Annotated in this window: 21 protein-coding genes and 1 pseudogene; 11 read left to right on the top strand and 11 right to left on the bottom strand. The window is 72.3% G+C overall.

What is annotated here, in order from left to right:
* Positions 1–17: 17 nt before the first annotated feature.
* Together AB0E24_RS22660 and AB0E24_RS22655 are read right to left on the bottom strand one after the other, a co-directional pair.
* Complete coding sequence (locus tag AB0E24_RS22660) at positions 18–737, bottom strand: DUF4232 domain-containing protein (RefSeq protein WP_359379396.1); 720 nt, start codon at positions 735–737, stop codon at positions 18–20.
* 57 nt (positions 738–794) lie between these two features.
* On the bottom strand, positions 795–2,195 hold the full coding sequence (locus tag AB0E24_RS22655; protein ID WP_167505367.1) for a Gfo/Idh/MocA family protein: 1,401 nt from the start codon (positions 2,193–2,195) through the stop codon (positions 795–797).
* A gap of 268 nt (positions 2,196–2,463) precedes the next feature.
* On the opposite strand from AB0E24_RS22655, the gene AB0E24_RS22650 reads away from it, so the two are divergent.
* The 3 genes from AB0E24_RS22650 (at position 2,464) to AB0E24_RS22640 (ending at position 7,789) form a co-directional block, all read left to right on the top strand.
* Positions 2,464–2,838 (top strand): hypothetical protein, encoded by a 375-nt coding sequence (locus tag AB0E24_RS22650; protein ID WP_069860541.1) that lies wholly within the window; start codon positions 2,464–2,466, stop codon positions 2,836–2,838.
* Positions 2,839–3,101: 263 nt separating this feature from the next.
* Positions 3,102–5,792: a SpoIIE family protein phosphatase gene (locus AB0E24_RS22645; RefSeq protein WP_107474488.1), complete on the top strand. Its 2,691-nt coding sequence runs from the start codon at positions 3,102–3,104 to the stop codon at positions 5,790–5,792.
* A 125-nt stretch (positions 5,793–5,917) separates the two neighbouring features.
* Positions 5,918–7,789 carry a CASTOR/POLLUX-related putative ion channel gene (locus AB0E24_RS22640; RefSeq protein WP_099015904.1) on the top strand — a complete coding sequence of 624 codons (1,872 nt, stop codon included), beginning with the start codon at positions 5,918–5,920 and terminating at the stop codon, positions 7,787–7,789.
* 26 nt (positions 7,790–7,815) lie between these two features.
* Here AB0E24_RS22640 and AB0E24_RS22635 read toward each other — a convergent pair.
* Positions 7,816–7,965 (bottom strand): annotated as a pseudogene (locus AB0E24_RS22635) (helix-turn-helix domain-containing protein); the annotation flags it as partial.
* A 136-nt stretch (positions 7,966–8,101) separates the two neighbouring features.
* Complete coding sequence (locus AB0E24_RS22630; protein ID WP_359379392.1) at positions 8,102–8,881, bottom strand: SDR family NAD(P)-dependent oxidoreductase; 780 nt, start codon at positions 8,879–8,881, stop codon at positions 8,102–8,104.
* A 175-nt stretch (positions 8,882–9,056) separates the two neighbouring features.
* Here AB0E24_RS22630 and AB0E24_RS22625 point away from each other — a divergent pair, with 175 nt between their 5' ends.
* Positions 9,057–10,271, top strand: coding sequence for a DUF4032 domain-containing protein (locus AB0E24_RS22625; RefSeq protein WP_079260039.1), 1,215 nt, complete (start codon positions 9,057–9,059; stop codon positions 10,269–10,271).
* A gap of 28 nt (positions 10,272–10,299) precedes the next feature.
* On the opposite strand, the gene AB0E24_RS22620 is transcribed toward AB0E24_RS22625, so the two are convergent.
* The 3 genes from AB0E24_RS22620 to AB0E24_RS22610 form a co-directional block, all read right to left on the bottom strand.
* Positions 10,300–11,055, bottom strand: a complete 756-nt coding sequence (locus AB0E24_RS22620) for a thioesterase II family protein (RefSeq protein ID WP_359379388.1) — start codon at positions 11,053–11,055, stop codon at positions 10,300–10,302.
* Between the two features lie 161 nt (positions 11,056–11,216).
* Positions 11,217–12,047, bottom strand: a complete 831-nt coding sequence (locus AB0E24_RS22615; RefSeq protein WP_359379385.1) for an ATP-grasp domain-containing protein — start codon at positions 12,045–12,047, stop codon at positions 11,217–11,219.
* Positions 12,044–12,964 carry an ATP-grasp domain-containing protein gene (locus AB0E24_RS22610; RefSeq protein WP_079260042.1) on the bottom strand — a complete coding sequence of 307 codons (921 nt, stop codon included), beginning with the start codon at positions 12,962–12,964 and terminating at the stop codon, positions 12,044–12,046. The genes AB0E24_RS22615 and AB0E24_RS22610 overlap by 4 nt, the downstream gene beginning before the upstream one ends.
* 167 nt (positions 12,965–13,131) lie before the next feature.
* On the opposite strand from AB0E24_RS22610, the gene AB0E24_RS22605 reads away from it, so the two are divergent.
* Together AB0E24_RS22605 and AB0E24_RS22600 are read left to right on the top strand one after the other, a co-directional pair.
* Entirely contained in the window at positions 13,132–14,268 is a 1,137-nt protein-coding gene (locus AB0E24_RS22605) for a PfkB family carbohydrate kinase (RefSeq protein WP_359379383.1), read from the top strand.
* A complete protein-coding gene (locus AB0E24_RS22600; protein WP_206333984.1) occupies positions 14,265–15,200 on the top strand; it encodes a pseudouridine-5'-phosphate glycosidase in 936 nt (311 codons plus the stop codon). Before AB0E24_RS22605 ends, AB0E24_RS22600 begins: the two co-directional genes overlap by 4 nt.
* A 12-nt stretch (positions 15,201–15,212) precedes the next feature.
* On the opposite strand, the gene AB0E24_RS22595 is transcribed toward AB0E24_RS22600, so the two are convergent.
* A complete protein-coding gene (locus AB0E24_RS22595; protein WP_069860549.1) occupies positions 15,213–15,872 on the bottom strand; it encodes a PhzF family phenazine biosynthesis protein in 660 nt (219 codons plus the stop codon).
* Between the two features lie 96 nt (positions 15,873–15,968).
* Between AB0E24_RS22595 and AB0E24_RS22590 the strand changes: the two genes are divergently transcribed.
* The 3 genes from AB0E24_RS22590 (at position 15,969) to AB0E24_RS22580 (ending at position 17,534) form a co-directional block, all read left to right on the top strand.
* On the top strand, positions 15,969–16,295 hold the full coding sequence (locus tag AB0E24_RS22590; protein ID WP_069860812.1) for an MmcQ/YjbR family DNA-binding protein: 327 nt from the start codon (positions 15,969–15,971) through the stop codon (positions 16,293–16,295).
* 154 nt (positions 16,296–16,449) lie between these two features.
* Positions 16,450–17,043: a hypothetical protein gene (locus AB0E24_RS22585; RefSeq protein ID WP_359379378.1), complete on the top strand. Its 594-nt coding sequence runs from the start codon at positions 16,450–16,452 to the stop codon at positions 17,041–17,043.
* A 110-nt stretch (positions 17,044–17,153) separates the two neighbouring features.
* Positions 17,154–17,534 carry a hypothetical protein gene (locus tag AB0E24_RS22580; RefSeq protein ID WP_147965607.1) on the top strand — a complete coding sequence of 127 codons (381 nt, stop codon included), beginning with the start codon at positions 17,154–17,156 and terminating at the stop codon, positions 17,532–17,534.
* Positions 17,535–17,578: 44 nt separating this feature from the next.
* Here the strand turns inward: AB0E24_RS22580 and AB0E24_RS22575 are convergent, their stop codons facing one another.
* Positions 17,579–19,993 (bottom strand): tetratricopeptide repeat protein, encoded by a 2,415-nt coding sequence (locus tag AB0E24_RS22575; RefSeq protein WP_359379376.1) that lies wholly within the window; start codon positions 19,991–19,993, stop codon positions 17,579–17,581.
* Positions 19,994–20,294: 301 nt separating this feature from the next.
* On the opposite strand from AB0E24_RS22575, the gene AB0E24_RS22570 reads away from it, so the two are divergent.
* Complete coding sequence (locus AB0E24_RS22570) at positions 20,295–21,755, top strand: aldehyde dehydrogenase family protein (protein WP_359379373.1); 1,461 nt, start codon at positions 20,295–20,297, stop codon at positions 21,753–21,755.
* Positions 21,756–21,797: 42 nt separating this feature from the next.
* On the opposite strand, the gene AB0E24_RS22565 is transcribed toward AB0E24_RS22570, so the two are convergent.
* Both AB0E24_RS22565 and sigJ read right to left on the bottom strand, forming a co-directional pair.
* Positions 21,798–22,910 (bottom strand): NAD(P)/FAD-dependent oxidoreductase, encoded by a 1,113-nt coding sequence (locus AB0E24_RS22565; RefSeq protein WP_079260048.1) that lies wholly within the window; start codon positions 22,908–22,910, stop codon positions 21,798–21,800.
* A gap of 43 nt (positions 22,911–22,953) precedes the next feature.
* Entirely contained in the window at positions 22,954–23,826 is an 873-nt protein-coding gene (sigJ, locus tag AB0E24_RS22560; RefSeq protein WP_174885344.1) for an RNA polymerase sigma factor SigJ, read from the bottom strand.
* Positions 23,827–23,978: 152 nt separating this feature from the next.
* On the opposite strand from sigJ, the gene AB0E24_RS22555 reads away from it, so the two are divergent.
* The gene (locus AB0E24_RS22555) at positions 23,979–25,088 is read left to right on the top strand and encodes a PP2C family protein-serine/threonine phosphatase (RefSeq protein WP_147965605.1); all 1,110 of its coding nucleotides are present in this window, start codon (positions 23,979–23,981) and stop codon (positions 25,086–25,088) included.
* Positions 25,089–25,096 lie beyond the last annotated feature (8 nt).

Here is a 25,096-nt window from a genome sequence, read left to right as displayed (position 1 = left end):
GTGCCACCGGCCGGCGGCTACGGACCGGTGTCCGCGCCAACCGGGGCCGTGCCACCCGGGACCGGATGACGCGGGGCCGGGCGGTCCGTGGCGGGGCGGGCCCAGGCGCTCACGGCCAGCTTGCCGGTGGTGCCCAGATCGACAAGGTCGGGCACGGTCTGCGCGTCCTTTTCGCCGCCGTTCGGCGCGATCCGCACATAGCGCCCGTCGGCGGCGGGGCGGGCGATGTCCGTGACCAGATTCCGCCACAGCAGCCGCGCCACCGCCCGTTCACCGGGCTTCAGCAGCACCGGTCCGCCGACCGTCCCGAAGTCGTCGACGGTGGCGATGTCCGACGCCCGGTGGCTGATCGTGACCTCCAGCGGTTCCAGGTCCTCGTCGAGGACCTGGACGGAGGGGTGGCCGGTCACCGTGTAGGTGCGCTTGCCGCAGTTCACCAGCTCGATCTCCTGCTCCCGCAGCCCCATCGCCGCGTTGGCCTCCGCGGCCCGCAGCAGCACCCCCGAGTCGGGGCAGACCGGGGGAGCGGTGGGCGCCGCGGTGCTCGGAGCGGTGGCGAGGCCCGACGGGCGGGGCGTGGCCTCGTCCGGCACCGCGGCGACTCCCGACGAGGTCTGCGTACCGCATGCGGAGAGCAGAGCGGCCGCCGCGAGCGAGCCGAGCAGCCGTCTTCGGCGGTGACGAGCGGCGCTCCGGGAAACGGGCGCCTGGGGTGTCGCGATCGTCTGCGTGTTCATGCGGCTCATCCTGCCGCAACCCCGGGCGGGATGAGCCGCGTTGGACCGGCCGCCCGGCTACAGCGTCACGACGTCGGCCGTGGCCACGGGTTTTCCATCGGCGAACGACCGGTTGGCCGCGAGCCCGGTGACCAGCGCGAGCGCCCCGTCCTCCTCGGTGGCCGATCGGCGCGAGGCGTCCGAGGCATCAGAGGTGTCCGGGGTTTCGCGGGTGTCCGGGACATCCGCGCCGTCCACGGCGGTCTTTCCGGTGGCCGCCGGATCCACCGGCCCGTACAGCACATCGAGCATCCGCTCGTCCCCGCCGCCGTGCCCCGCGTGGTCGAACTCCGGCAGCGCCACCTCCCGTGGGGGCTCCCACAGCGGCCGCAGCACCAGCCGCGGACCGCCCGCGTTGGCGAGCGCCTGATCGCCGTGGACGGCGCCGCGGCCGGAGGAGGTGCCCAGCACCGGCGGCTGCCACCTGCTCTCCTCGACCTCCAGCTCCAGCCGCCCCCGGGTGCCGTTGAACATCACCCGGTAGCCCTCCCAGGGGGAGTAGGCGGTCAGGTGGTACGTCATGGTGGCGCCGGTGTCATAGCGGACCAGCAGCGCCATGTCGTCCTCGATGGTTATGCCGTCGCCGAACACATTGCGGTCGCGGTGGTAGCCGTCCACGCCCTCGGCGTCCAGATACAGCGAGCGCAGCGCGTCGTTCCCGGCGAGCTCCAGCGCGAACGGGTCGTCCCGCGCGGCGGTGGCGCCGTGTGCCCGCTCGTACTCGCGCCGGTAACCGCTGCGCTCACCCGCCGTACGGCCGTAGAAGCCGAGCCCGCCGTAGCCGAACACCTCCTCTGGACGTGCCCCCAGCCACCAGTTGACCAGGTCGAAGTGGTGGCTGGACTTGTGCACCATCAGCCCGCCGCTGTGCTGCTTCTCGCGGTGCCAGCGGCGGAAGTAGTCGGCCCCGTGGCGGGTGTCCAGCAGCCATTCGAAGTGCACCGACAGCACCTCGCCGATGGCGCCGCCCGACAGCTGCCGGTGGACCTCCTCGTGCACCGGGTTGAAGCGGTAGTTGAAGGCGACCGTCAGATGGTTGCCGGTCTCGCCGACCGTCTCCAGGATGCGACGGCACTTGGCCGCGTCCGTGGTCATCGGCTTCTCGGTGACCACTCGGCAGCCGGCCCGCAGCGCGGGCACGATATACCCGTCGTGCAGTGCGTCCACGCAGGTCACCACCACTTCCTGGATATCGTCCGCGCGCAGCCGCCGCTCGAATTCCGCCGGGCTCCAGGTGGCCGCCTCCGGTTCGCCCGCCTCCTTCAGCAGCCGCTGGTGGTGGGCGATGCGCACCGGGTTCGGATCGCACAGCGCGGCGACCCTCAGGTGCGGGCGGCGGGCCAGCGCCTCGGTGAACATCTGGGCCCGGGAGCCGGTGCCCACCACCACGGCACGGGACGGGGTGCTGCCGACGGTCATGCGTCCTCCAGCGGGAGCGAAACGATTCAATCTATTCAATCCGAAGTCGATCAACGCGTGCGCAGAATAGGTCGATCGGCGCCCCGCCACCATGGCACCCCGCCGCCACGGGGAGTGGAGGGCAGCGCGGGGGCGGATGTGTGCGGGGGTGCGCCGACGGTCCCTGTGCAACGATGAAACAAGTGGACATGAGCTCCGGAGGCCCGGCGCGGCGGACGTGTCCGATCGACGCCGGCGCCCCTCACAGGTCCTGGGAGGACGACGGGCCATGACCGATATCCAGGAGTCGCTGCGCGAGATGATGGAGTGCGAGGGCGCTCTCGCGGCCTCGCTCGTCGACTATCTGAGCCGGATCACCCTGGGCGTGGCCCAGACCGCGCAGGGGCCGGATCTGGAGAAGGTGGCCTACGGGGACACGGATTTCATGCGGGCCAAGCTGTCCACCCTGGAGATGCTCGGTTACGACCCGGAGCGCCTCGAGGACATCGTCGTCACGCTGGACACCGAATATCACGTGATCCGTCCGCTCAGTCAGCGCACCCGCCAGGGTGTCTTTCTCTATCTGGTGGCCGACCGGACCCGGGTCGACCTGGACGCCGTGCGGGCGACGATGCGCGGTGTGGCCCACCGGCTCGACGTCTAGGGCCTGTCTGGCCCTAGAAGCGGTGCATCCGGGTTTAGGGATGAGGAATCCGGCGAGGAGTCCCATAGCCGACTCTGTGTGTGCGTGGTGCCGCACACCGTCGCGGTTTGTATCGAGGACCGGGACGGCCCGAGATCCTGCGCCATCGGGCTTTACGGGCGAAGGGGGATAAATGGTAGGAAGGGTGCGTGGTCGGAGTTTTCAGTCGATCAAGACTCGCCCCGTACACCTCCTCCCGGAAGCATCTCCGCTCCCTGCTCAGCGTGCGCAGCCTGAGCGTGCGCAGCATCGCCGGGCAGGTTTTCGCTGTCCAGGTACTGCTCGTCTGTCTGCTCATCGTCGCGGCCACGACGGCGCTGGTCCTCCAGGCCCGTAACGACAGCGAGCAGGAGGCCCTCAACCGCGCCACCGCCGTCGCCCAGACCTTCGCCACCTCCCCGGGGATCGTGGCCGCGATGCGCACGGACGATCCGACCGCCCTGCTACAGCCCCGCGCCGAGGACACCCGTCACCGGGCGCATCTGGACTTCGTCGTCGTGGCGAACACCAAGGGCATCCGCTACACCCACCCCAAGCCCCAGTACATCGGCAAGGAGCTCGTCGCCGACTGGCGGCCCGTGGTGAAGGGCAAGATCGTCACCGAGTCCGTGCAGGGGCCACTCGGCCGGGAGGTCCAGGCCACCGTCCCGATCCCCAGCGGCGACGGCAAGGTGGCCGGTGTGGTGTGCGCCGGAATGACCGCCGCCGATGTGAGCAGCCGGGTCGAGCGCCAGCTGCCGCTGGTCTTCGGCTCCGCCGCCGGTGCGCTCGCACTCGCCACCGGTGGGACGGCGCTGGTCGGCGGGCGGCTGCGACGGCAGACCCGGGGGCTCGGCCCCGCCCAGATGACCCGCATGTACGAGCACCACGACGCCGTCCTGCACTCGGTGCGGGAAGGCGTGCTCATCGTCGACTCCCACGGCCGCCTCGTCCTCGCCAACGACGAGGCCGGACGGCTGCTGGAGCTGCCCCCGAAGGCCGAGGGCCGCCCCGTCACCGAGCTCGGCCTCGAGCCGCGCACCGCCGAGCTGCTCGCCTCGGGCCGGTTCGCCACCGACGAGGTGCATCTGGCCGGGGACCGGATGCTCGCCATCAACCAGCGCCCCACGCGGTGGGACGGCGGGATGTCCGGAAGCGTCGCCACCCTCCGCGACTCCACCGAACTGCGCGCGCTGTCCGGCAAGGCGGAGGTGGCGGAGCGGCGGCTGAGGCTGCTCTACGAGTCCGGTGCGAAGATCGGCACCACCCTCGACGTCGAGCGGACCGCCGAGGAGCTGACCCGCTTCGCCGTCCCGTGGTTCGCCGACTTCGCCACCGTCGACCTCGTGGACCCCGTGCTGCGCGGCGACGACCCCGTGGGCAGCGCCATGCGCCGCACCGCCACCTCCGGTGTGCGGGCCGACCATCCGCTGTGGCGGGTCGGCAAGGTGATCACCTACACCGGCACCGTGCCCCAGGCGCTGGGCTTCGGCGGGGGCCGGCCGGTGCTCGAGGCGGATCTGCGGACCTATGCGGGATGGCAGGAGCAGGACCCCGAACAGGCCACGAGGATCATCAGATATGGCATCCACTCGATGATTACCATCCCGCTGCGGGCACGGGACGTCACCCTGGGCATCGCCACGTTCTGGCGCTCCGAGGAGGCCGAACCGTTCGACGAGGACGATGTGGCGCTCATCGAGGAGCTGGTCGCCCGCGCCGCGGTCGCCATCGACAACGCCCGCCGCTACACCCGCGAACACGCCATGGCGGCCACCCTCCAGCGCAGTCTGCTGCCCCAGGGCCTGCCCGAACAGGACGCCCTGGACGTGGCCCACCGCTATCTGCCCGCCCAGGCCGGAGTCGGCGGCGACTGGTTCGACGTCATACCCCTGCCCGGCGCCCGGGTCGCCCTCGTCGTCGGCGATGTCGTCGGCCACGGACTGCACGCCGCCGCCACCATGGGCCGGCTGCGCACCGCCGTGCACAACTTCTCCGCGCTCGATCTGCCGCCCGATGAACTCCTGGCCCATCTGGACGAGTTGGTCAGCCGGTTCGACCAGGACCAGGCCGCCGCGGGCACCGACGCCCCCGGCATCAGCGGCGCCAGCTGTCTGTACGCCATCTACGACCCGGTCTCCGGCCGCTGCACGATGGCGGGCGCCGGGCACCCGGGCCCGGCGGTGGTCCTCCCCGACTCCACCGTGACCTTCCCCGATATGCCCCTCGGCCCGCCGCTGGGCCTCGGCGGCGAACCCATCGAGACCGCCGAGGTGGAGCTGCCCGAGGGCAGCCGGCTGGCCCTGTTCACCGACGGGCTGATCCGCGATCGCGGGCGGGACTGCGACGAGGGGCTCGGCGTTCTGCGCGGCATCCTCGCCGGACTGTCCGGTGACTCTCCGGAGGAGACCTGCCAGGCCGTCTTCGAGACCATGGCCTCCGCCCACCCCGGCGACGACATCGCCCTCCTCGTGGCCCGCACCCATCTCCTGGACCCCGGGCACGTCGCCGAATGGGAGCTGCCCTCCGACCCCGCCGCGGTCGCCCGCATCCGCAACGAGGCCGCCGAGCAACTCAGCGCCTGGGGGCTGGAGGAGGCCGGTTTCACCACCGAACTCATCCTCAGCGAGCTGATGACCAACGCCATCCGCTACGGATCCGCCCCCAGCCGCGTCCGGTTGCTGCGCGCCCGCACCCTCATCTGCGAGGTGGCCGACGGCTCCAGCACCTCTCCCCATCTGCGCCGCGCCGCCACCACCGACGAGGGTGGCCGAGGGTTGTTCCTCGTCGCGCAGTACTCCCTGCGCTGGGGGACCCGCTACACCCCCAATGGCAAGATCATCTGGGCCGAACAGCCGCTGACCGCCTCGATGCCCTCGCAGGGCGGGCCCACGGCCGAGGAACTCCTCGACCAGTGGGCCGACATCCCCGGCTGAACCCGCGACCCCGGCCGGGCCCGATTGGCGCGGAGGCGGGGTCAGACGACACCCTCATGGCGTAAAGCGCCGCTCACCAGGGGCCATTGGGCCCGGCGGCGCGATGGGCTATGGAGGAATGCGGCATGCGCAAGAGGCTGCGGGAGCGGCTGCGGTACTGGTTCGACGGGACGATGGACCGTGGTACCCCGGCGCTGATCGGCTGGCTGGGGCTGGCCTCACTGGCCTTGATCACCCTGGTCTCCGGGGTGGTGGTCGCCTTCGCCCACAAGGACACCGAGGACAACGGCGGTTGGCCGGGCATCGTCTGGATGAGCCTGCTGCGCACCCTGGATCCGGGCACGATGGGCGGGGACACCGGGCGGCCGCTGTTCCTGATCCTGATGCTCACGGTGACCATCGGCGGAATCTTCATCGTCAGCGCGCTGATCGGCGTGATGACCACCGGTCTGGAGGCCCGGATCCAGCAGCTGCGCAAGGGCACCTCACGGCTGATCGAGCACGGCCACACCATAGTGCTGGGCTGGTCGGAGCAGGTCTTCACGGTGATAGCGGAGCTGGTGGAGGCCAATCAGAGCGAGCGGCGCTCCTGTGTGGTGATCCTCGCCGACCGGGACAAGGTCGATATGGAGGACGAGATCCGGCGCCGTATCCCGGACACCGGGAAGACCCGGGTGATCTGCCGCTCCGGCAATCCGCTCCAGCGCGGCGATCTGGAGCTGGTGAGCCCGGACAGTGCCAAGGCCATCATGGTGCTCTCGCCCGTCGGGGACGACAGCGACATCGACGTCATCAAGTCGCTGTTGCTGCTCAACGGCCGCACCTGGGCCGGGAGGCGGCCCAATGTGGTGGCCGCCGTGCAGAGTTCGGCGAACCTGGCGGCCGCCCGGCTGGCCGCGGGGGACTCCGCGCTGGTGATCGACGCCGATGACATCGCGGTCGGGCTGATCGTGCAGTCCCATCGCCAGTCCGGTCTGTCCACCGTCTTCAACGAACTGCTCAGCTTCATCGGCAATGAGATCTACCCCTGGCACGAGCCCGCTCTGGCCGGCGCCACCTATGGGGAGTCGCTCAACGCCTTCGAACTCGGTGTGCCCATCGGCCTGCACCGCGCGGACGGCGAGGTGCTGGTCAACCCCGCCATGGACACCGTGATCGGGCGCGAGGACCGGCTGCTGATGGTCGCGGAGGACGATCTGCTCATCAAGGCGGCGGCCGCCCGGCCCCGGATCGTGCGCCCGGCGATGGCCACGGCCGCGGACCGGCCGCCGGTACCGGACCGTACGCTGCTGATCGGCTGGAACTCCCGTGCGGAGAAGATCATCGCCCAGCTCGACCTGCTGGTGAAACCCGGGTCGGTGGTGGACATCGCCGCCCCGCGGCCACCCCGGGAGGAGGCGAACCGGGAGCTGACGAACCTCACGGTCGGCTTCAAGTACTGCGAACCCACCCGCCGCCCGTCGCTGGAGGCGCTCGGGCTGGACGGCTACCGCCATATCGTGGTGCTGACGGACGACGGGATCGACCCCGGACGGGCCGATGACCGCACTCTGGTCACCCTGCTCCACCTGCGCGACATCGAGATCCAGCTCGGCGATCCGTACTCGATCGTGACCGAGATGCACGACGACGCCAACCGCGAGGTCGCGCAGGTCACCAAGGCCGACGACTTCATCGTCTCCACCAAGGTGATCAGCCTGCTGCTGACCCAGCTCACCGAGAACCGCCATCTGTACGCGGTCTTCGCCGACCTCTTCGACCCCCAGGGCTCCGAGATCTACCTCAAACCGGCGCCCAGCTATCTGATACCGGGTGAGGAGGCGAACTTCGCCACCGTCATCGAGGCCGCCGCCCAGCGCGGTGAGACGGCCATCGGCTACCGGCTGGCCCGGCAGAGCGACGAGCCACCGCTCTACGGCGTCCATCTCAACCCGTCCAAGACCGCACCGCTGACCCTGGAGGAGGGCGACACGGTGGTGGTCCTGGCCGAGGACTGAACGAGGGCGCGAAGGACGGCCGGGCGTCAGCCGAGCGCGCGGTGGGCGCCGGGGGTGTGCGCGCCCTCGGCCAGCAGCCGCAGGGCGTGGTGCAGCCGAAGCTGGGTGCGCCACCGCGGGAACGTCATCCCCAGCTCCGCCGCGCACAGCCGGGTCAGGGTGCGCTCGCCGACCCCGGGCGTCGATGCCACCACCGGCGGGGAGGGGACGCATGCCCGTCGTCGCATGGGGAGCGTGGCGGATACTCGGCATCGCCTCTCATGCTGACGACCGCCGGATCCCACCGGCGGCCGCCGGATTCCGCCGCGGCCGTCAGCGGACGGCCAGGGCGCCGTCCACGTTCATGATGGTGCCGGTGGTCCAGCCGGCCCGGGGCGAGGCGAGGAAGGCCACCGCGGCCGCCACCTCGTGGGGTTCGCCGATCAGGTCCGGGGGACGGGCGTCCGGGTCAACGGTATCGCCCCCGGCACCGGGGTCCTCGGCGCCCGTCGGGACGAGGCGGTCGCGTTCACACGCCGGGGCGCGCACGGCGCCGGGGGCGATGCCGTTGACCCGGACACCGGAGGGGCCCAGTTCCCCGGCGAGCGCCCGGGTCATCGCGTTGATGGCGCCGCGGGTGGCGGAGTAGGCCGCGGAGGGGCGGTCGGCGGACATCGCGTGGGCCCAGTAGCTGCTGATGTTGATGATGCTGCCGCGGCCCTCGACGAGCGCGGGCAGCAGCGCCTGGGCCAGCAGGAAGGGCACCCGGACATTGAGGTGCAGCATGGTGTCGAAGGAGTCCGCCGAGGTCTGGGCGAGCGGGCTGAAATGTGCCGTGCCCGCGTTGTTGACCAGCGTGTCCACCCGTTCGGTGAGCGCGAGCACCTGATGCGCGGCGGCGGTCGCGGCGCCGGGGTCGGCCAGGTCGACACGGAGGGTGCGTACGGCGGTGCCATGTCCGGCCAGGGTGTGGCGGGCCCGCTCCAGCTTGTCCCGGTCGTGGCCGAGTAGCACCAAGTCCGCGCCCTCCACGGCGAAGGCGTCCGCGATGGCGTAGCCGAGGCCCTCGCCGCCGCCGGTGATCACCGCGGTGGTGCCGGCGAGATGGCTCATGGCGGCGGTTCCCTTCGACATGCCGGTCCTATCGCGGCGGCCTCCTAAACGGGCAGATCTTGTCCGATTGGATCTTCAGCGTATGTATCCGGACAGAATCTGTCCACTTGGCCCCGGCCATGACCCGGCGTACGACCGGCTCCGATCCCCTCTCCGTGGCGCACACTGAGATGTCATGGAGTTGCAGATCACCGCCACCTCGCCCGAACATCCGGCGTCTCTGCTCGATCTGCCGTGGAACATCCCGCTGGAGGAGTGGCCGGAGGAGCATCTGGTCGCGCTGCCCCGCGGCATCTCCCGCCATGTGGTCCGCTTCGCCCAGGCGGGCGGCGAGATCGTCGCGGTGAAGGAGGTCGGTGAGTGGGCGGCCGTACGGGAGTACGGGCTGCTGCGCGATCTGGACCGGCTCGCCGTCCCCGCGGTGGACGCGCTCGCGGTGGTCACCGGGCGCACCGACGAACACGGCGAGCCGCTGGAACCGGCGCTGATCACCCGCCATCTGGTGGGGTCCCAGCCGTACCGTTCGATGTTCCAGACCACCATGCGGCCCAGCACCATCAGACGGCTGCTCGACGCGCTCGCCGTGCTGCTGGTGCGGTTGCATCTGGCCGGGTTCGCCTGGGGCGACTGCTCGCTGTCCAACACCCTCTTCCGGCGCGACGCGGGCGCGTACGCCGCCTATCTGGTGGATGCCGAGACCGGGCAGCTCCAGCCGAGGCTCACCAGCGGACAGCGGGAGTACGACGTCGAGGTGGCGCGGGTGAACATCGCGGGCGAGCTGATGGACCTGGAGGCGAGCGGCTCCCTGCACCCCTCGGTCGACCCGGTGCTCTTCGGCCAGGCCATCGTCGAGCGCTACTGCGAGCTGTGGCATGAGCTGACCCGTGAGTCGGTCTATCCGCTCGCCCGGCGCCACGCCATCGACCAGCGCGTCCGGCGCCTGAACGACCTCGGGTTCGACGTGGCGGAGATGCAGATCGAGCGCTCACCCGACGGCGACACCGTCACCTTCGTGCCCAAGGTCGTCGACGCGGGCCACCACCAGCGGCAGTTGCTGCGGCTGACCGGGCTCGACGCGGAGGAGAACCAGGCCCGCAGCCTCCTGAACGACCTGGAGACCTGGATGGCCACCCAGGACGACTACGCGCCCGGCGATCCGCTCGGCGCGCGGCCGGAGGTGCTGGCCCACCGATGGGTCCGCGATGTCTTCCGGCCCACCGTGCGTGCCGTTCCCAAGGAGCTGCGCGGTGCCACGGACACCGCGCAGATCTACTACGAACTGCTCGAACACCGCTGGCTGTTGTCCGAGCGGGCCCACCGTGACGTGGGTCTGGACACCACCGTCGAGGACTACATACGCACCGTCCTGGGCCACCGCCCCCACGGCTGAACGGCCCCGGGACTTCCCGGCCGGGCGCTCAGGACCCCGCGGTCAGCACCTTCCGGATCGACTCGATGACGCGCGGCGCCTGGTCGTTGAGGTAGAAGTGGCCGCCGGAGTACACCTGGAGGTCGAAGCCACCGGAGGTGTGCTCGCCCCAGGCGCGCGCCTCCTCGATACTCGCCTTGGGGTCGTCGTCCCCCACATGCGCGTGGATGGGCGTCGCCAACTGCGGGCCGGGGGTGTAGCGATAGGTCTCGGCCGCCTTGTAGTCGCTGCGGATCGAGGGCAGCACCATCCGCAGGATCTCGTCGTCGCCGAGGAGCTGGGTGTCGGTGCCGCTGAGCGCCTTCATCTCGGCGATCAGTCCGTCGTCGTCACGGAGGTGGACGGACTCGTCGCGGTGGCAGGAGGGGGCGCGCCGCCCCGAGGCGAACAGCGCCATCGGCACCACGCCCTTCTGCTCCAGGCGCAGGGCGACCTCGAAGGCCAGGGTGGCGCCCATGCTGTGGCCGAAAAGCGCCACCGGCCTGTCCGTCCAGGGCAGCAGCTCGGGCACCAGCGCGTCGGCCAGGTCGGGGATATTGTCGACGCACTTCTCGTTGCGCCGGTCCTGGCGCCCCGGATACTGCACGGCGAGCACGTCGACCGTGGGCGAGAGCGCCTTGGAGACGGGGAAGTAGTAGGAGGCGGACCCGCCGGCGTGGGGCAGGCAGACGAGTCGCGTCGCGGCGGCCGGCGCGGGGTGGAACTGCCTGATCCACAGGCTTGTGCCGGTGGGGTTTGCGCTCACGTGATGTCCTTTCGTGCCGCTCGCTCTGCGGCGGCTGTCGGAGGGCTGTCGCGCGCGTGCCTCGGTTCGCGCGCAGACCAGTAGACCACCCTGCCTGTCCCATTCGACCTGCGGCCACCCCTATTTCGGACGGGAGTCCCCTAGTATTTCCCTCGTGTCGGTCATGGGCAGGGGACGGTGAGTACGCCCCGTTCGGCCGTCCGCAGCGCGAGGGCCGCCAGCGCCTCGGGGGCGCCTGCCTGACCGCGAATTCCCGGGAAGGCGTTGATGTCCACGATCAGCGGGGCGCCGCCGCCCGTGTCGATCAGATCCACGCCGTAGACGTCGAGCGAGAACACCGCACCGACCCGGAGCACCATATCCAGCCAGCCGGGCGGCAGCGCGTCCAGGGCGAGCGGCAGGTTGGGACCGCGGCCGCCCGCCGTCAGCTCCGACCGGCGCAGCGCGGCGAACACGCTGCCCGCGATCACCCACAGCTTGTGGTCCCAGCCGTCGTTCGGGATGAAGTCCTGCACCACCACGGGCTCATCGGCCCAGTCGGCCGTCAGGTCGCGCAACCGCGCGGCATCGTCGGCACGGGCCACCAGGTCATGGCGCCGGCTGTGGCGGCTCTTGACGACGACGGGGCGGCGCGGCGGCTCCGCCGCCAGCGCGGCGAGCGAGGCCACGGTACGGGTGGCGGCGAACGGCAGCCCGGCGCGCAGCGCCCGTTCGGCCATCACCGTCCGGTCCTGGCAGCGCGCGGTGGCCGCGGCCGAGTTCACCACCGGGGCGCCGCGCCGCTCCAGGGACCGGGCGAGCGCCAGCGCACACGGGGTCCGGGCCTTCAGCAGATACACATCGGCGAGCTCCCCGGAGGAGACGGGGTCCTGCCCCCCGGTCTGGTGGCCGCCCGGGTCGAGCGCCACCACCTCATGGTGCGGGGTCAGCACATCCGCGGTGTCGGCGAGGAGTTGATGGCCGGGGTCGGCGGTGATCAGACCGATCCTCATCGGCCGCCGCTCACCGTCGCGGTCACCCGGCCCCTGGCCGGGACCGGCTCCGGGCCACGCACCGGCCCGTGGAGGGCGCCGACGAGCGCGGCCTTCGACCGGCCGCCGCCCCTGCGCGCCAACTCCAGTATCGCGCGCCCCACCCGGGCCGCCGCGTCCGGCACCTCCGTGAAGCTGGGGAAGTCGTTCACATCGACCACCACCGGCCCATCCGGGCCCAGCAGCACATCCACCCCGTACAGATCGAGGCCGTAGACCGCGCCGACCTCGGCGGCGATGGCCGCCACCTCGGCGGACAGCGGCACCCGGCGTCCGCGTGCGTTCCCGTCGGGGCTCAGCGGTGACACCCGCTCGGTCGCGTACAATTCCCCGTCCACGCAGTAGACCTTGAGGTCGACGCCCGAATTCGGCACATAGGGCTGGGCGATGAGCATGTCCTCCGCGGCCAGTTCGGTACGCAGCTCCCTCAGCCGGTCCGGTGTCGGCACCAGCCGCACGGCCCGCCCCGAGCTGCCGTCCGCGGGCTTGACCACCAGCGGGAACTCGGCCTCCGGTATCTCCTCCAGCGCCTCGGGCCGGGCCGCCGCGTAGGTGGGCGGCATCGGCAGCCCGCCGCCGCGCCCGATGGCGGCCGCCAGCGCCTTGTCCCGTACGCCGCGGATGGAACGGGCGTCGTTGACGGTGGTCAGCCCGACCGCCGCCGCGGCCTCCAGCAGCGTCAGCCCGGGGCCTCCGGACACCGTCTTGAGGACCCACGCGTCATGGCTGCCCGCCCGCACCGTGTCGGACATCCGCATCAGGGATCGGCCCGGCCGGACCACGTCCACCTGGTGGCCCCAGGCGGAGAGTTGACGGATCACCTCACGCGGCATGCCGTCATGGCGATAGCGCTCCTCCACCAGAAAGCAGAGTCTCATCGGCACTTCTTCCTCGTCACCGGACAGTTTCCCGGGCCGCTGCCGAGAGTGTCCGGCGCGCCATGGCCCCCCAGGATGTCATCCGCCGTTCTTTTACGATCTCCTGGGCCAAGGCATGGCGCCCGGTGGCCTGTTTATCGGGCTAAGTTTCCTTTACTCTGCTGAATATGACGCTGACGCGCAGGGAACGAGAGATTCTCGCGCTGCTCCGGCGGGACCCGCTGGCCGGGGCCCAGGCCATCGCCGACGCCCTCGGGACCACCCGGGCCGCGGTCAATGTCCATCTCTCCAACCTGGGCAAGAAGGGCGCCATCCTGGGGCGCGGCTACATCCTGCGCCAGGAGCGCGCGGTGGTGGTCATCGGCGGGGCCAATGTGGACATCAAGGTGCGCAGCCTCGCCCCCGTCGCGTACCGCACCAGCAATCCGGGGCACTCCCACACCAGCCCCGGCGGGGTCGGCCGGAATGTCGCCGAGAACCTCGCCCGGCTGGGCACCCCCACCCATCTCATCGCCGCCGTGGGCCGGGACGCGGCGGGGGAGCGGCTGCTGAGCGAGACCCGGGCCGCCGGGGTGCGCATCGACCATGTGCACCGCGGCCCGCATCCCACCGGCACCTATACGGCGGTGCTGGACGCCGACGGGGATCTGGTCGTGGCCATCGCCGACATGGCCGCCACCGACGCGCTGGGCCCCGAGCATCTGCACACCGCGCGTGAACTCATCGGCCACGCCCGGCTGCTGGTGCTGGACGGGAACCTCGCCCCGGGTGTGCTCTCGTACGTCCTGGACATCGCCTCCGCCACCGGTGTCCAGACGCTGATCGACCCGGTGAGCGTCCCCAAGGCGGCGCTGCTCGCCCCGCTGTTCGCCACCGGGCGCCCGGTCTTCGCCGTCACGCCCAACGTCGCGGAGCTGGGCGCGCTCACCGGCCGGGCGCCCGACGGGGCCGCCGGGGCGGACGACCCGGAGCTGCTCCGGGCCGTGGCCGTCCTCCATGAGCGCGGAGTGCGGCATGTGTGGGTGCGGCTCGGCGCGCGCGGCTCCCTGCTGAGCACCCTCGACGAGGGCCGGGTGCTCCTCGACGCGCCACCGGCCGAGGTGTGCGACGTCACCGGGGCCGGGGACGCGATGCTGGGCGCGTTCGCACACGCCCTGCTCGGCGGCGCCGACCCCGCCGACGCCGCCCGCTACGGCCACGCCGCCGCAGCGCTGACGGTGGCCACTTCCGCCACCGTACGACCCGACCTGACCCCGCGTCTGATCGAGGACGCGCTCAACGCACCGCCGCGGAGGACCACATGACCACGCCCCACCCCCGGATGGCTCTCACCGAGGAGGTCGCGGAGGCGCTGCGCGACGGCCGTCCCGTGGTCGCGCTGGAGTCCACGATCATCAGCCACGGCATGCCGTATCCGCAGAACGTCGAGATGGCCACCGAGGTCGAGCGGATCATCCGCGCCGAGGGGGCGGTCCCCGCCACCGTCGCCGTCCTCCACGGCACACCGCGCGCCGGTCTGGACCGCGCCGATCTGGAACTGCTCGCCACCAGCCCCGACGTCGGCAAGGTCAGCGTGCGCGACCTCGCCCATGTCATCGCCCGCGGCGGCCATGGCGCGACCACCGTGGCATCCACCATGCGGCTCGCCGCGCTCGCCGGGATCCGCGTCTTCGTCACCGGTGGCATCGGCGGAGTGCACCGGGGCGCGGAGCGGTCCTTCGACATCAGCGCGGATCTCACCGAGCTCGCCACCACCCCGGTCGCCGTCATCAGCGCCGGGGTCAAGAGCATCCTCGACATCGGGCTCACCCTGGAGAAGCTGGAGACCCTGGGCGTCCCGGTGCTCACCTACGGCACCGACGACTTCCCCGCCTTCTACTCCCGGGTCAGCGGCTTCCGCTCCCCGCTGCGCGTCGACACGCCCGAGGAGATCGCCGCCACCATGCGCGCCCAGTGGGAGCTGGGCATGACGGCGGGGCTGAGCATCGCCAATCCGGTCCCCGAGGCCGAGGAGATCCCGGCCGAGCGGATGGACGGCGTCATCGAGCGGGCCCTGGCCGAGCTGGCGGAAGCGGGAATCGGCGGCAAGGACGCCACCCCGTATCTGCTGGGCCGGATCGTGGAGTTGACGGAGGGGGAGAGCCTGCGCACCAATATCGCCCTGGTCAAGAACAACGCACGACTCGGGGCGCGGATCGCGATCCACTATGCCGCCGGGGCGCGGAATGTCTCGTGACCGAGGCGGGACCTACAGCGAGCGGACCTCGGAGAGCTCGACCCGGCCGCCGATCTCGATGGAGCCGTCCGGCAGGGGACCGGTGAGGATCTGTGACCCCACACCCTGGGTGATGTTCAGGGCGCGCCCCAGCTCGCCCGAGAGGACCAGGGCGGCGGCGCCGGTGGCCTCGTCCTCGACGATCCCGTCCCCCCGGCGGGGAAACGCCCGCGCCCGCACCCGGCCCGCGGCCTCGTCCTGCCACGCCCATGCGTACAGCCAGCCCTCGCCCTCCGGAGGCGAGGGCAGCGCGTCCACCTCCTCGGGGGAGGCGTATCGCTGAGTGCGTCGCCCGGCCGCCCACGCGGGGCGGCCGGTGATCCAGGTGAACTCGCCGTCCTGGCGCACCGGAACCTCACCGGCGGGCGGCAGCAGCTCGGGCAGGTCCAGCAGCCAGCCGGTGCCCACCAGCGGATGGCCCGCGAAGGGGAGCCGGACGCTCGGGGTGTAGATGTCGACGACGCCGCGCTCCGGATCGTCCACGAACACGGTCTCGCTGAACCCCAGCCGAGCGGCGACCCGTTGCCGCTGCGCCGCACCGGCCACCGCGCCGCCGTCCCGCACCACGCCGAGTTCATTGCCACCGCGGCCGTAGGGCCCGCAGAACACCTTGAGCACGTCCAGATCCGTCACCTGGGCATTCAAACACGGGCGCCGGTACGGCGATCGGCGCGGGAGGCGCGCTCCTGGGGAGGGGGCCCTGTCGGTGGGGTGTTCTACGGTCGGGCCATGACCACGTCCGACGATGTTCGCGCCATCGCCCTGTCGCTGCCGGAAACCACGGAGAAGATCGCCTGGTCGATGCCCACCTTCCGGGTCGCCGGGAAGATGTTCGCCACCTTGCCCGAGGACGAGACCTCGATGGCCGTCAGATGTCCCAAGGTGGAGCGGGAGGAGCTGGTGCTGGCGGAGCCGGAGAAGTTCTGGGTCGCCGCCCATGAGGCGAGTTCGGCCTGGGTGCGGGTGCGGCTGGCCGCGCTGGACGACGTCGATGAGTTGCGGGACATCCTGCTCGACTCCTGGCGGCAGGCCGCACCGGCCTCATTGCTCGAATGACCGCACCACGCGGCCGGTGACTCCTCGAAATGCGGCGATATGCGCGTTCGAGAAGATAACCGACACGGGTGAAAGTCCAGACTTTTCCCGGTAATCGGAGTGCCGTCTTCCGCAGTGCGGGGTTCCCTGGAAGGGGATCAGCGAGGGAGGCCGCATGATGTACGGCCGCAGAACGAACCGCCCCGCGATGTGCGGCGGCCCGTACGCGGCCGCCGTCCTTGTGCTGCTGGCGGTCACCCTGCTGCACGCCGTGCTGGCCCTGGGGATCGTCCGCGACTCGCCGTCCAACGGGCCGGACCAGTGCGCGGCCGGGGCTCCGAACCAGGCCCCGGCCCCCTCCATGCCCGGTGACACCGGCGCTCCCGCCTCGGCCCGGGCCCTCGCCGGGTCAGCCTCCGGGGGCGCTCCGCTTCCCGTAGCCCCGATTCCTGTCGCCCCGGTTCCCGTTGCCCCGGTTCCGGTCGCCCCGGTTTCCCTGGTGCCGGAGGTCGAGGAGGAGCGCTCCATCGCGTCGGCGTCCTCCGTGCTCTCCGCCCGGGACGGTGCCGGGCATCCGGCGCGGCACGCCGGACGGGTGGTTCACGGCGCCTCGTCCGGCGCACATCGATCCCTCTCGACGTCCCTCGGCCCCCTCGTGCTCGTCACGGTCCGCCCCGCCCGCCCCGCGGCGGGTTTCGGCGCGTTCGGCGCCGGGGGCGATGTCCCGGCCGGCCGGCTCTCCTCGCGGTCCGTGGTCCTGCGCTGCTGACCGGGCCCGGGCCGTCCGCCATCCCGTTTCCGCGCCGTACGCGCGGGTCCCGGATGCGGTCCGCCCTGCCCGCCCAGCCGTCGGACGTCCGAGACCGCAGGAGTATCCGCATGCCCATCGATGTCTATGCCGCCATGCGCGCGATGCTGCGCGCGGAGGCCACCAGGCGCCCCGTCACCCCGCAGGCCAGGACCGCCGCCGATCCCTCGCCGCCCGCGGTGGATCCGGCCGCTCCCGCTCCGGTGGACGCCACCGTTCAGGGGGACGCGCCCGCCGAAGAGCCCGTAGCGGCCGTACCGGCACCATCCGCCGTACCGGCACCACCCGCCGCATCCGCACCATCCGCCCCACCGGCCCCGTCGCCCGCGCCGCGCCGCGTCCGCGGGTCCCGCCAGGCCCGGTATCTGTCGCGCTGCCGTGCCGTGCTGCGCGCCGTACGCCACGCCGTGTCGTCCTGCGTCCCCGGGCGCGCGTCACGCCAGGGCCGGTGACCGGCCGCGGAGGGAGAGGAGCCGGAAGCACGGGTGCTGGGAGGTCACACCGGTCCGTCGTTCCGTCCGCCCTCCGGTGAATCCCCGCTCGAGAGCAACCGCTCGCGCTGCGCCACGGCCCAGGCGTAGCCGGGATTCAGCGCCACCGCACGCTCCAGATCCGCCAGCGCCTCCGCGCGCCTGCCCAGGGCCTCGTTGGCCATGGCGCGGCTGCCCAGGGCCCAGGCGTAGCCGGGGTCGAGGGCCAGCGCCCGGTCGTACACCGCGATGGCCTCCTCGTAGTGGCCCGCGAAGCGGTGGACATCGCCGCGTTCGCCCAACGTGCCCGGCACGCCCGGCTCCAGCGCCTCCGCCCGGTCCAGATCGTCCAGCGCACCCGCCGTGTCCCCCAGGGTGCTGCGGACCCGGGCCCGCCGGACCAGCGCCCACGTGTAGTCCCCGTTGAGCTCGATGGCCCGGCCCAGGTCCGCCAGGGCCTCCTGGATCCGGCCGAGCGCCATCTTGGTCTGGCCGCGGCTGCCCAGCGCCACATGGTCGGCCGGATCGGCCTCGATCACCGGGTCCAGCCGGGCCAGCGCCTCCTCGTACCGGCCCGCCCGGCGGCAGGTCTCACCGCGCTCGCGCTGGACCCAGGTCGAGCCCGGCTCCAGCGCGTCCACACGGTCCAGCGCGTCCATCGCCGCGGTGAACTCCCCGGTCGCCCGGTGGACCACGGCACGTCCGAAGTGCGCCCGTACGTTTCCCGGGTCCAGCTCGATCGCCCAGTGGAAGTCCTCCAGCGCCCCCTCGAACTCCTCGACCGACCGGCGGTGCCAGCCCCGTACGACATGGGCCGCGACCCGCCCGGCGGCGTCCAGCCCGGCCCGTGCCAGCAGCAGCCCCATCGCCTCGATCCCGCGCCGCCGTTCATCCGCCAGCGCCTCCACCAGGTGCCACCCCCAGGCGCGCACCGTCTCCGCGTCGGCGTCCTCGCCCGCCTCGGCCAGCGTGGTCGCCCAGCGCCGGGCCACCGCCGGTCCGGCGTCGCAGGCGGCGATCCCGTCCCGCAGCGCTCCGGGCAGCGTCGCCGACGGCCGTGCGCACAGCAGGTGGTACCACTCCTCCAGACGCGGTCCGCTCCAGGCGTCCAGCCGCCACCCGTCGCGCGGGTCGAGCCCTCCGGCGGCCGCCTCGCGCCACCCGGCGAAGGTCTCCGCAAGCCGGGTGTGCGCCGCGCTCCACCGCTGCGGTGAGGTAGTGCGCTGGAGCCGCAGCATCGGGGCGCGGACCACGTCGTGGTAGCGGGCCGCCCCGCCGCGGTCGCCGATGAACGGCAGCGACCGCAGCCAGCCGAACAGCCCGGCTCCGTCGTCGTCCGCCGCCGCCCTGAAGACGTCCTCGTTCAGCCGCCGGGGCAGCGCGCCCGCGAGCGCGGCGGAGCGGCGCACCGGATCGCGCTCCCACTTCAGGAACCGGTCGACGGCGGTGGCGCTGGGGTCGTCCAGGTCGCCGTCGGTTCCGGGGTTCTCGGCGAGCGTGGACACCAGGACCGGCAGCCGGCCGGACAGCCGCAGCACCTCCCGTACCACCGGCTCATCGGTGATCCCCTTGGCGGACAGCAGCTGCCGGGCCTCCGCGTCCGTGAACGGCTCCAGCGGCAGTTCCGCGACCACATCGGCCAGGTCGCCCCAGCAGCCGGGGTCCAGCCGGGTCTGCCCGGCCAGCACCAGCACCGTGTTGGCCGGGAGGGTGCCGAGGCGTTCGCTGGTCAGCAGGGTGCGCAGCCAGGGGTCGAGCAGCGGGCCGAGGCGCTCGTAGGTGTCGAAGAGGAGCACCAGCCACGGCACCGCCGCGGCCGTCTCCGACAACTCCCGCACCAGCAGCGGGGTCAGCGTCTCCACCGGGTCCAGCACCAGCTGGACGTCCTTGTGGTCGCGGAACCGCGAGCCGAGCGCCGCCCGCAGCCGATCGGTGCCTTCCGCGAGCGGCACCGGGTCGACGGCGCCCGCCAGCGCCCCGACACCCGGGACCATGCCGAGACCGGCGAGACCCGCCCGTGCGGCGGCCATGCTGCCGGTGCTCGGCCCCTGTCGCTCGCCCTCAGCCGGTGCCGACTCCGCCTCGTGGCGGCGCTGCCGATAGGTGGCGAGCCGCCGGTCGAAGGCGCTCAACTCCCGTCCCTGACGCGCGAATTGTTCGCTGATCGAGGCCATCGCCTCGGGGACGGAGCTCGCCGTCTCATCGACGCGGGCGGTGAGCGCGCCGTACTCCTGCCGGGAGGTCTGCTCCAGCCGGCGCATCAGCCAGGTCTTGCCCACGCCCGCGTGACCGTGCACATGGAAGACGAAACGATGCCGCTCGTCCTCCGGCGGCAGCCCGAAATTGTCCCGGAACGCGTCCAGTTCCCGGCGCCGCCCCACGAATCCGGCGTTCCTGCGCCCCTGGATCAGCTCCTGCATCGACGGCCGTGCCCGCCCCATCGGCCCCCTCCTCCGGTCCCGGCCCAGTCTGCCAGCGCGATCAGTGTGCGGACTCATCACGTTTGACGTGCACGTACCCAGCTACCGCGGCGGAACCACGCCCCCCGACGACCGGGACGCCGCCCGCGGCACGGCGGGAGGGCGCTTGGCATCGGCGCGCCGTCCACGCTCGTGCTCGCGGTGGCGGCCGGGCGATTGACTACCGCCCCGGGCGCGTCGGAGACTGGCGTTCCGCCAAAGTGAACTCAAGTTCACTCCGCGAACACGCCCTTGGGGCGAGGGACCGCAAAGGACATCCGATATGACCCTTCACCGCGATCTGCTGATCGATGGCAAGGACACCCCGGCCGTCTCGGGGCGCACCGCCGAGGACCTCAACCCCTACACGGGGGAGGTGTTCGCCACCGTGGCGGCCGCCGGGGCCGAGGACGTGGCGCGTGCGGTGGCCGCCGCCGACGCCGCCTTCCCGGCGTGGGCGGAGCTGTCCCCGTTCGAGCGCCGTGCGATCTTCCTGACCGCGGCGGACCTGCTGGAGTCCCGCGCCGACCGGGCCGCCGAGATCATGGCCCAGGAGACCGGGGGCACCGCGCCCTGGGCGCACTTCAACGTGGGCCTGGCCGCGGCCATCCTCCGCGAGGCCGCCGCCGCGATCACCGCCCCGCGCGGTGAGGTGCTCAGCGCACAGGAGGCGGGCGCGCTCGGCCTCGCCGTCCGCGAACCGGCCGGTGTCGTCGCCGCCTTCGCCCCCTGGAACGCACCGGTCATCCTCGGTGTCCGCTCCGTCGCCGCGCCGCTCGCGGCGGGCAATACGGTCGTGATGAAGCCCAGCGAGGACGCCCCGCTCGCCTGCGGGCTCTTCGTGGCCGATGTGCTGCGCGACGCCGGGCTGCCCGACGGGGTGCTCAACGTGGTCACCAACGCCCGCGAGGACGCCGCCGAGGTGGCCGAGGCGCTCATCGCCGATCCCCGCGTAAGGATCGTCAACTTCACCGGCTCCACCGGGGTCGGCAGGGCCATCGGCTCGCTCGCCGCTCAGCACCTCAAGCCGGCCGTACTGGAGCTGGGCGGCAAGAACGCCATCATCGTCCTGGACGACGCCGATGTGGACCACGCGGTGGACGCCGCCACCTTCGGCGTGTTCATGAACTCCGGCCAGATCTGCATGTCCGGCGACCGGATACTCGTCCATGAAAGCCTTGCCGAGGAGTTCACCGCGAAGTTCACCGCCAAGGTGGCCGCCCTGCCGTGCGGCGACCCCGCCGAACCGACCACCGTGGTCGGCCCGCTGGTCGGAGCCGCCTCGGCGCGCCGGGTGGCGGCCCTGGTGAAGGACGCGGTGGACAAGGGCGCCACGGTGCTGACCGGCGGTGGCGAACCGGACGGCGCGGTCCACCCGGCCACGGTGCTGAGCGGTGTCACCCCGGAGATGGAGATCCACCACGCCGAGGCGTTCGGACCGGTCTGCGTGGTCGACACCTTCGCCGACGACGATCGGGCGGTGGCCCTGGCCAATGCCACCGACCACGGCCTGACCTGCGGCATCATCACCGAGAACGGGACCCATGGGCTCAAGGTCGCCCGCCGTATCCGGACCGGCATCGTGCATATCAACGACCAGTCGGTGGCGGATGAGCCACAGGCCCCGTTCGGTGGCATCAAGCAATCGGGGTACGGGCGGTTCGGCGGCCGCTGGGGCATCGAGGCGTTCAGCGACACCCGGTGGATCACCCTCGCCACCCAGCACGCCCACTACCCCTTCTGACGGCGGCGCGCCCCCCCGGCCAGTGACGGCGTCCCGGGACCCTCAGCCGACCCCGGGGATCAGGGGCACGGCTCCGGGGCGGCGCGCCGCCAGCCGCAGCCCCCTGACCGTGGTGCGCACGACCTGCTCCTTGAAGCGGGCGGCCGGGCCGCCGCGCAGCACCGTCTCGCGGGGGGAGTCGTCCGCCCGCACCAGCTGGATCAGCCCGTCCCGGCGGCCCAGGCTCACGCACTGGGCCACGAAGCGGAAGCGCAACGGCTTCGGCTCCTGCCCCCGCGTCTCGGCGATGATCGAGGAGGCGGCGTGCGAACCGGACGGGAGCGCGGTGGCACAGGCCATACGCAGGGCGCCGGCGGCCGGGCTGGTCATGGCGGCGGCGTCGCCCACCGCGTAGATCTCCGGATGGGACACCGAGCGCAGGGTGTCGTCGACGCGGACGCGGCCGCCCGGGTCGAGGGGGATTCCGGCGGCCTCGGCCAGGCCGGTGTTCGCGGTCATCGCGGTGGCCCACACCACCACGTCGGTGTCGATGTCGTCGGGGTCCGCGACCCGGCGGCCCTCCTCGATCCGGACACCGAGCCCGGTGAGCGTCGTTCGGACATGGGCGCGGCCCTTCGCCGACAGCCCCGTGCCCACCTCGTCGCCCGTGATCAGCCGGACCTTCCAGGCGTGGTGGGACTCGGCGAGCTCGGCCGCGAGCTCGATGCCGGTGAGTCCCCCGCCGACCACCGTCAGCTCACCCGGGCCGTCTTGCAGCCGCTTGTGCAGTTCGGCCGCCGTCTCCGGGGTGTAGGCGCGCTCACCGGGGTCGGCGGTGCGGCTGCCGAGCGCGTACACCAGCCGGTCGTACGGGAGCTCGCGGCCGTCGTCGGTGCTGATCCGCCGGGCGGCCGGATCGATCCGGGTGGCGCGGGCGGCCACGTGGTCGATGCCGGTCCGCCGGGTCAGCGTGGCCAGCGGATGGGTGATGTCGGGCCGTCCGGCGGCCCGCTCGTGCAGCCGGACGCGTTCGGTGAACGCGGGGCTCGGATCGACCAGGGTGACCCGGGTGTGCGGGGCCAGGCGCAGGGCGGCCATCAGCCCCGCATAGCCCGCGCCGAGTACCAGGACCTGCTGCTTCTCCATGTCGGCGGCTCCTCGTTGGTCGGTGTTCATGAGGAGGACGACACAGCGGCCCGAGTTGTGACGGTGATGCCGGTCACAGGTTCGGCAGGTCGAGGTGGCGGAGCTTGTCGGGGTTGGCGATCACGTCGATCTCGGTGATCAGACCCTGGTGCACGGAGAACGCGAAGACCACGGCCTGTCCGCCCGCGGTGTCGACCAGGACCAGGCCCGGGGCGCCGTTGACCTCGCGCCGCCGCACCACCATCGTGGCCGGGTCGAACCCCCGGGCGAGACGCTGCGCGAAGCGGGCCACCTTCTCGTCTCCCAGCACCGGGACCCGGGCCGCCGTGACCTTGCCGCCGCCGTCCGAGCGCCAGACGACCTCCGGATCCAGGATCCGGAGCAGCCCGTCCATATCGCCGCCCATGACCGCCCGGAGAAACGCCTCCACCGCCCGCTGATGCTCCCCGCGGTCCACCGAACGCCGCGGCGCCTCCGCCCGGACCCGCTTGCGCGCCCGGGAGGCCAGCTGCCGTACGGACTCCGGGGTGCGGCCCACGACCTCGGCGATCTCGGGGAACGGCACCGAGAAGACATCGTGCAGGATGAAGGCGGTCCGCTCCGCCGGGGTCAGCCGCTCCAGCACGGTGAGCAGCGCCAGCCCCACCGACTCGTCCAGCGTCACCCGGTCCTCCGGACCGCCGGCCGCCACCACCGGCTCGGGCAGCCAGGGGCCGACATACGCCTCGCGCCGCACCCGCGCCGAACCCAGCAGGTCGTAGCAGATACGGCTGATGACGGTGGTCAGATACGCGCGGGGGTCGATGACCTCGTCCGTGGGCAGCGCCTGCCAGCGCAGCCAGGTCTCCTGCACCGCGTCATCGGCATCGGCGACCGAGCCGGTGATGCGGTAGGCGACGGCCCACAGCCGGTCGCGCTGCTGTTCGAAGTCGGTCAGCTCCGCCATGTCCTGATCCTCTCGTCGGCTCGTCGGCCTGAGAGGGAGGACGAGACAGCGGCCGAGAGTGTGACAGCCGTCTTGCGGGGGGTGACTGGGCCCATCCGGGCGGGGCGGGGCTGGCGCGGGGGCCATGGCAGGCGTAAGCAGTATATGTGCATATGCGGCAAGGTCCCTCGGATCTGCGTCGGCCAAGGTGGCGGACCCGCGTCTTGGTCGTGGTCCCCCTGCTGGTCATCGCGCTGATCACGCTGGGCGATGTGGTGTCCCCGGCCAGTATCCGGCTCAGCCCGCTGCTGATCGCGGCTCCCGCCATGACCGCCTCGTTCGCCGGTCCGCTGCTCACCGCGAGCGTAGGGCTCCTGGCCGTCCTGGCGCAGATCGCGTCGAACGCCTCGGAGGGACTCCTCGGACAGCCCGGACGGCTGACCGAGGTGATAACGCTGGCTCTGGTCTCGGCGCTGATCGTGCTGTTCCGCGCGGTTCTCGACCGGCATATGCGGGAGCTGAACCGGGTGCGGGCGGTGGCCGATGTGGCGCAGCGGGTCCTGCTGCGCCCGCTTCCCGTCAGAGTCGGTCCGCTGCTGATCGCCTCGGTCTATCTCGCGGCCGAACCGGGGGCGGAGATAGGCGGCGATCTGTACGCCGCGGCGCGGACCTCCAACGCCACCCGTCTGATCATCGGCGATGTCCGGGGCAGCGGGCTGACCGCCGTCGCGGACGCCTCCCTGGTGCTCGGCGCCTTCCGTGCGATGGCCCACTGGCCCGTACCACTGACCGATCTGGCCTCCTATCTGGACACCGCCCTGTCCGCCGAGCGGAGCGAACCCCTCGACAAGGCGCCCGGGGCGGGGGAGTCGTTCGTCACCGCCGCCGTACTGGAGATCCCCGACGACCTGCCCGTGGTGCGCGTCGTCAACTGCGGACATCCGCCGCCGATCGTGCTGCGCGACTCCGGTGTCAAGACGCTGGAGGGCCATGCGCCCGCACTGCCGCTCGGCCTCGGCCATCTGGCGGCCGGCCATTACCACACCGAGGACTTCGCCTTCGGCGAGGGCGATCAGCTGCTGCTCTACACCGACGGGGTCATCGAGGCGCGGGACAGCGAGGGCACCTTCTTCCCGCTCGCCGAGCGGCTGCCCAGATGGAACGGCGGCGGCCCCCAGTACCTCGTCGACCGGCTGCACCGCGATCTGCTCCGCCACACCGGTGGCCACCCGGGCGATGACGCCGCCATGGTCGTTCTCGAACGCCACCACGTGGAGCGCTGAGGGAAACC

Source organism: Streptomyces malaysiensis subsp. malaysiensis (assembly GCF_040653035.1).
Classification (GTDB): Bacteria; Actinomycetota; Actinomycetes; order Streptomycetales; family Streptomycetaceae; genus Streptomyces; species Streptomyces malaysiensis.
Note: the sequence above shows the minus strand (reverse complement) of the source record. Positions and strands in the feature narration are given on the sequence as shown.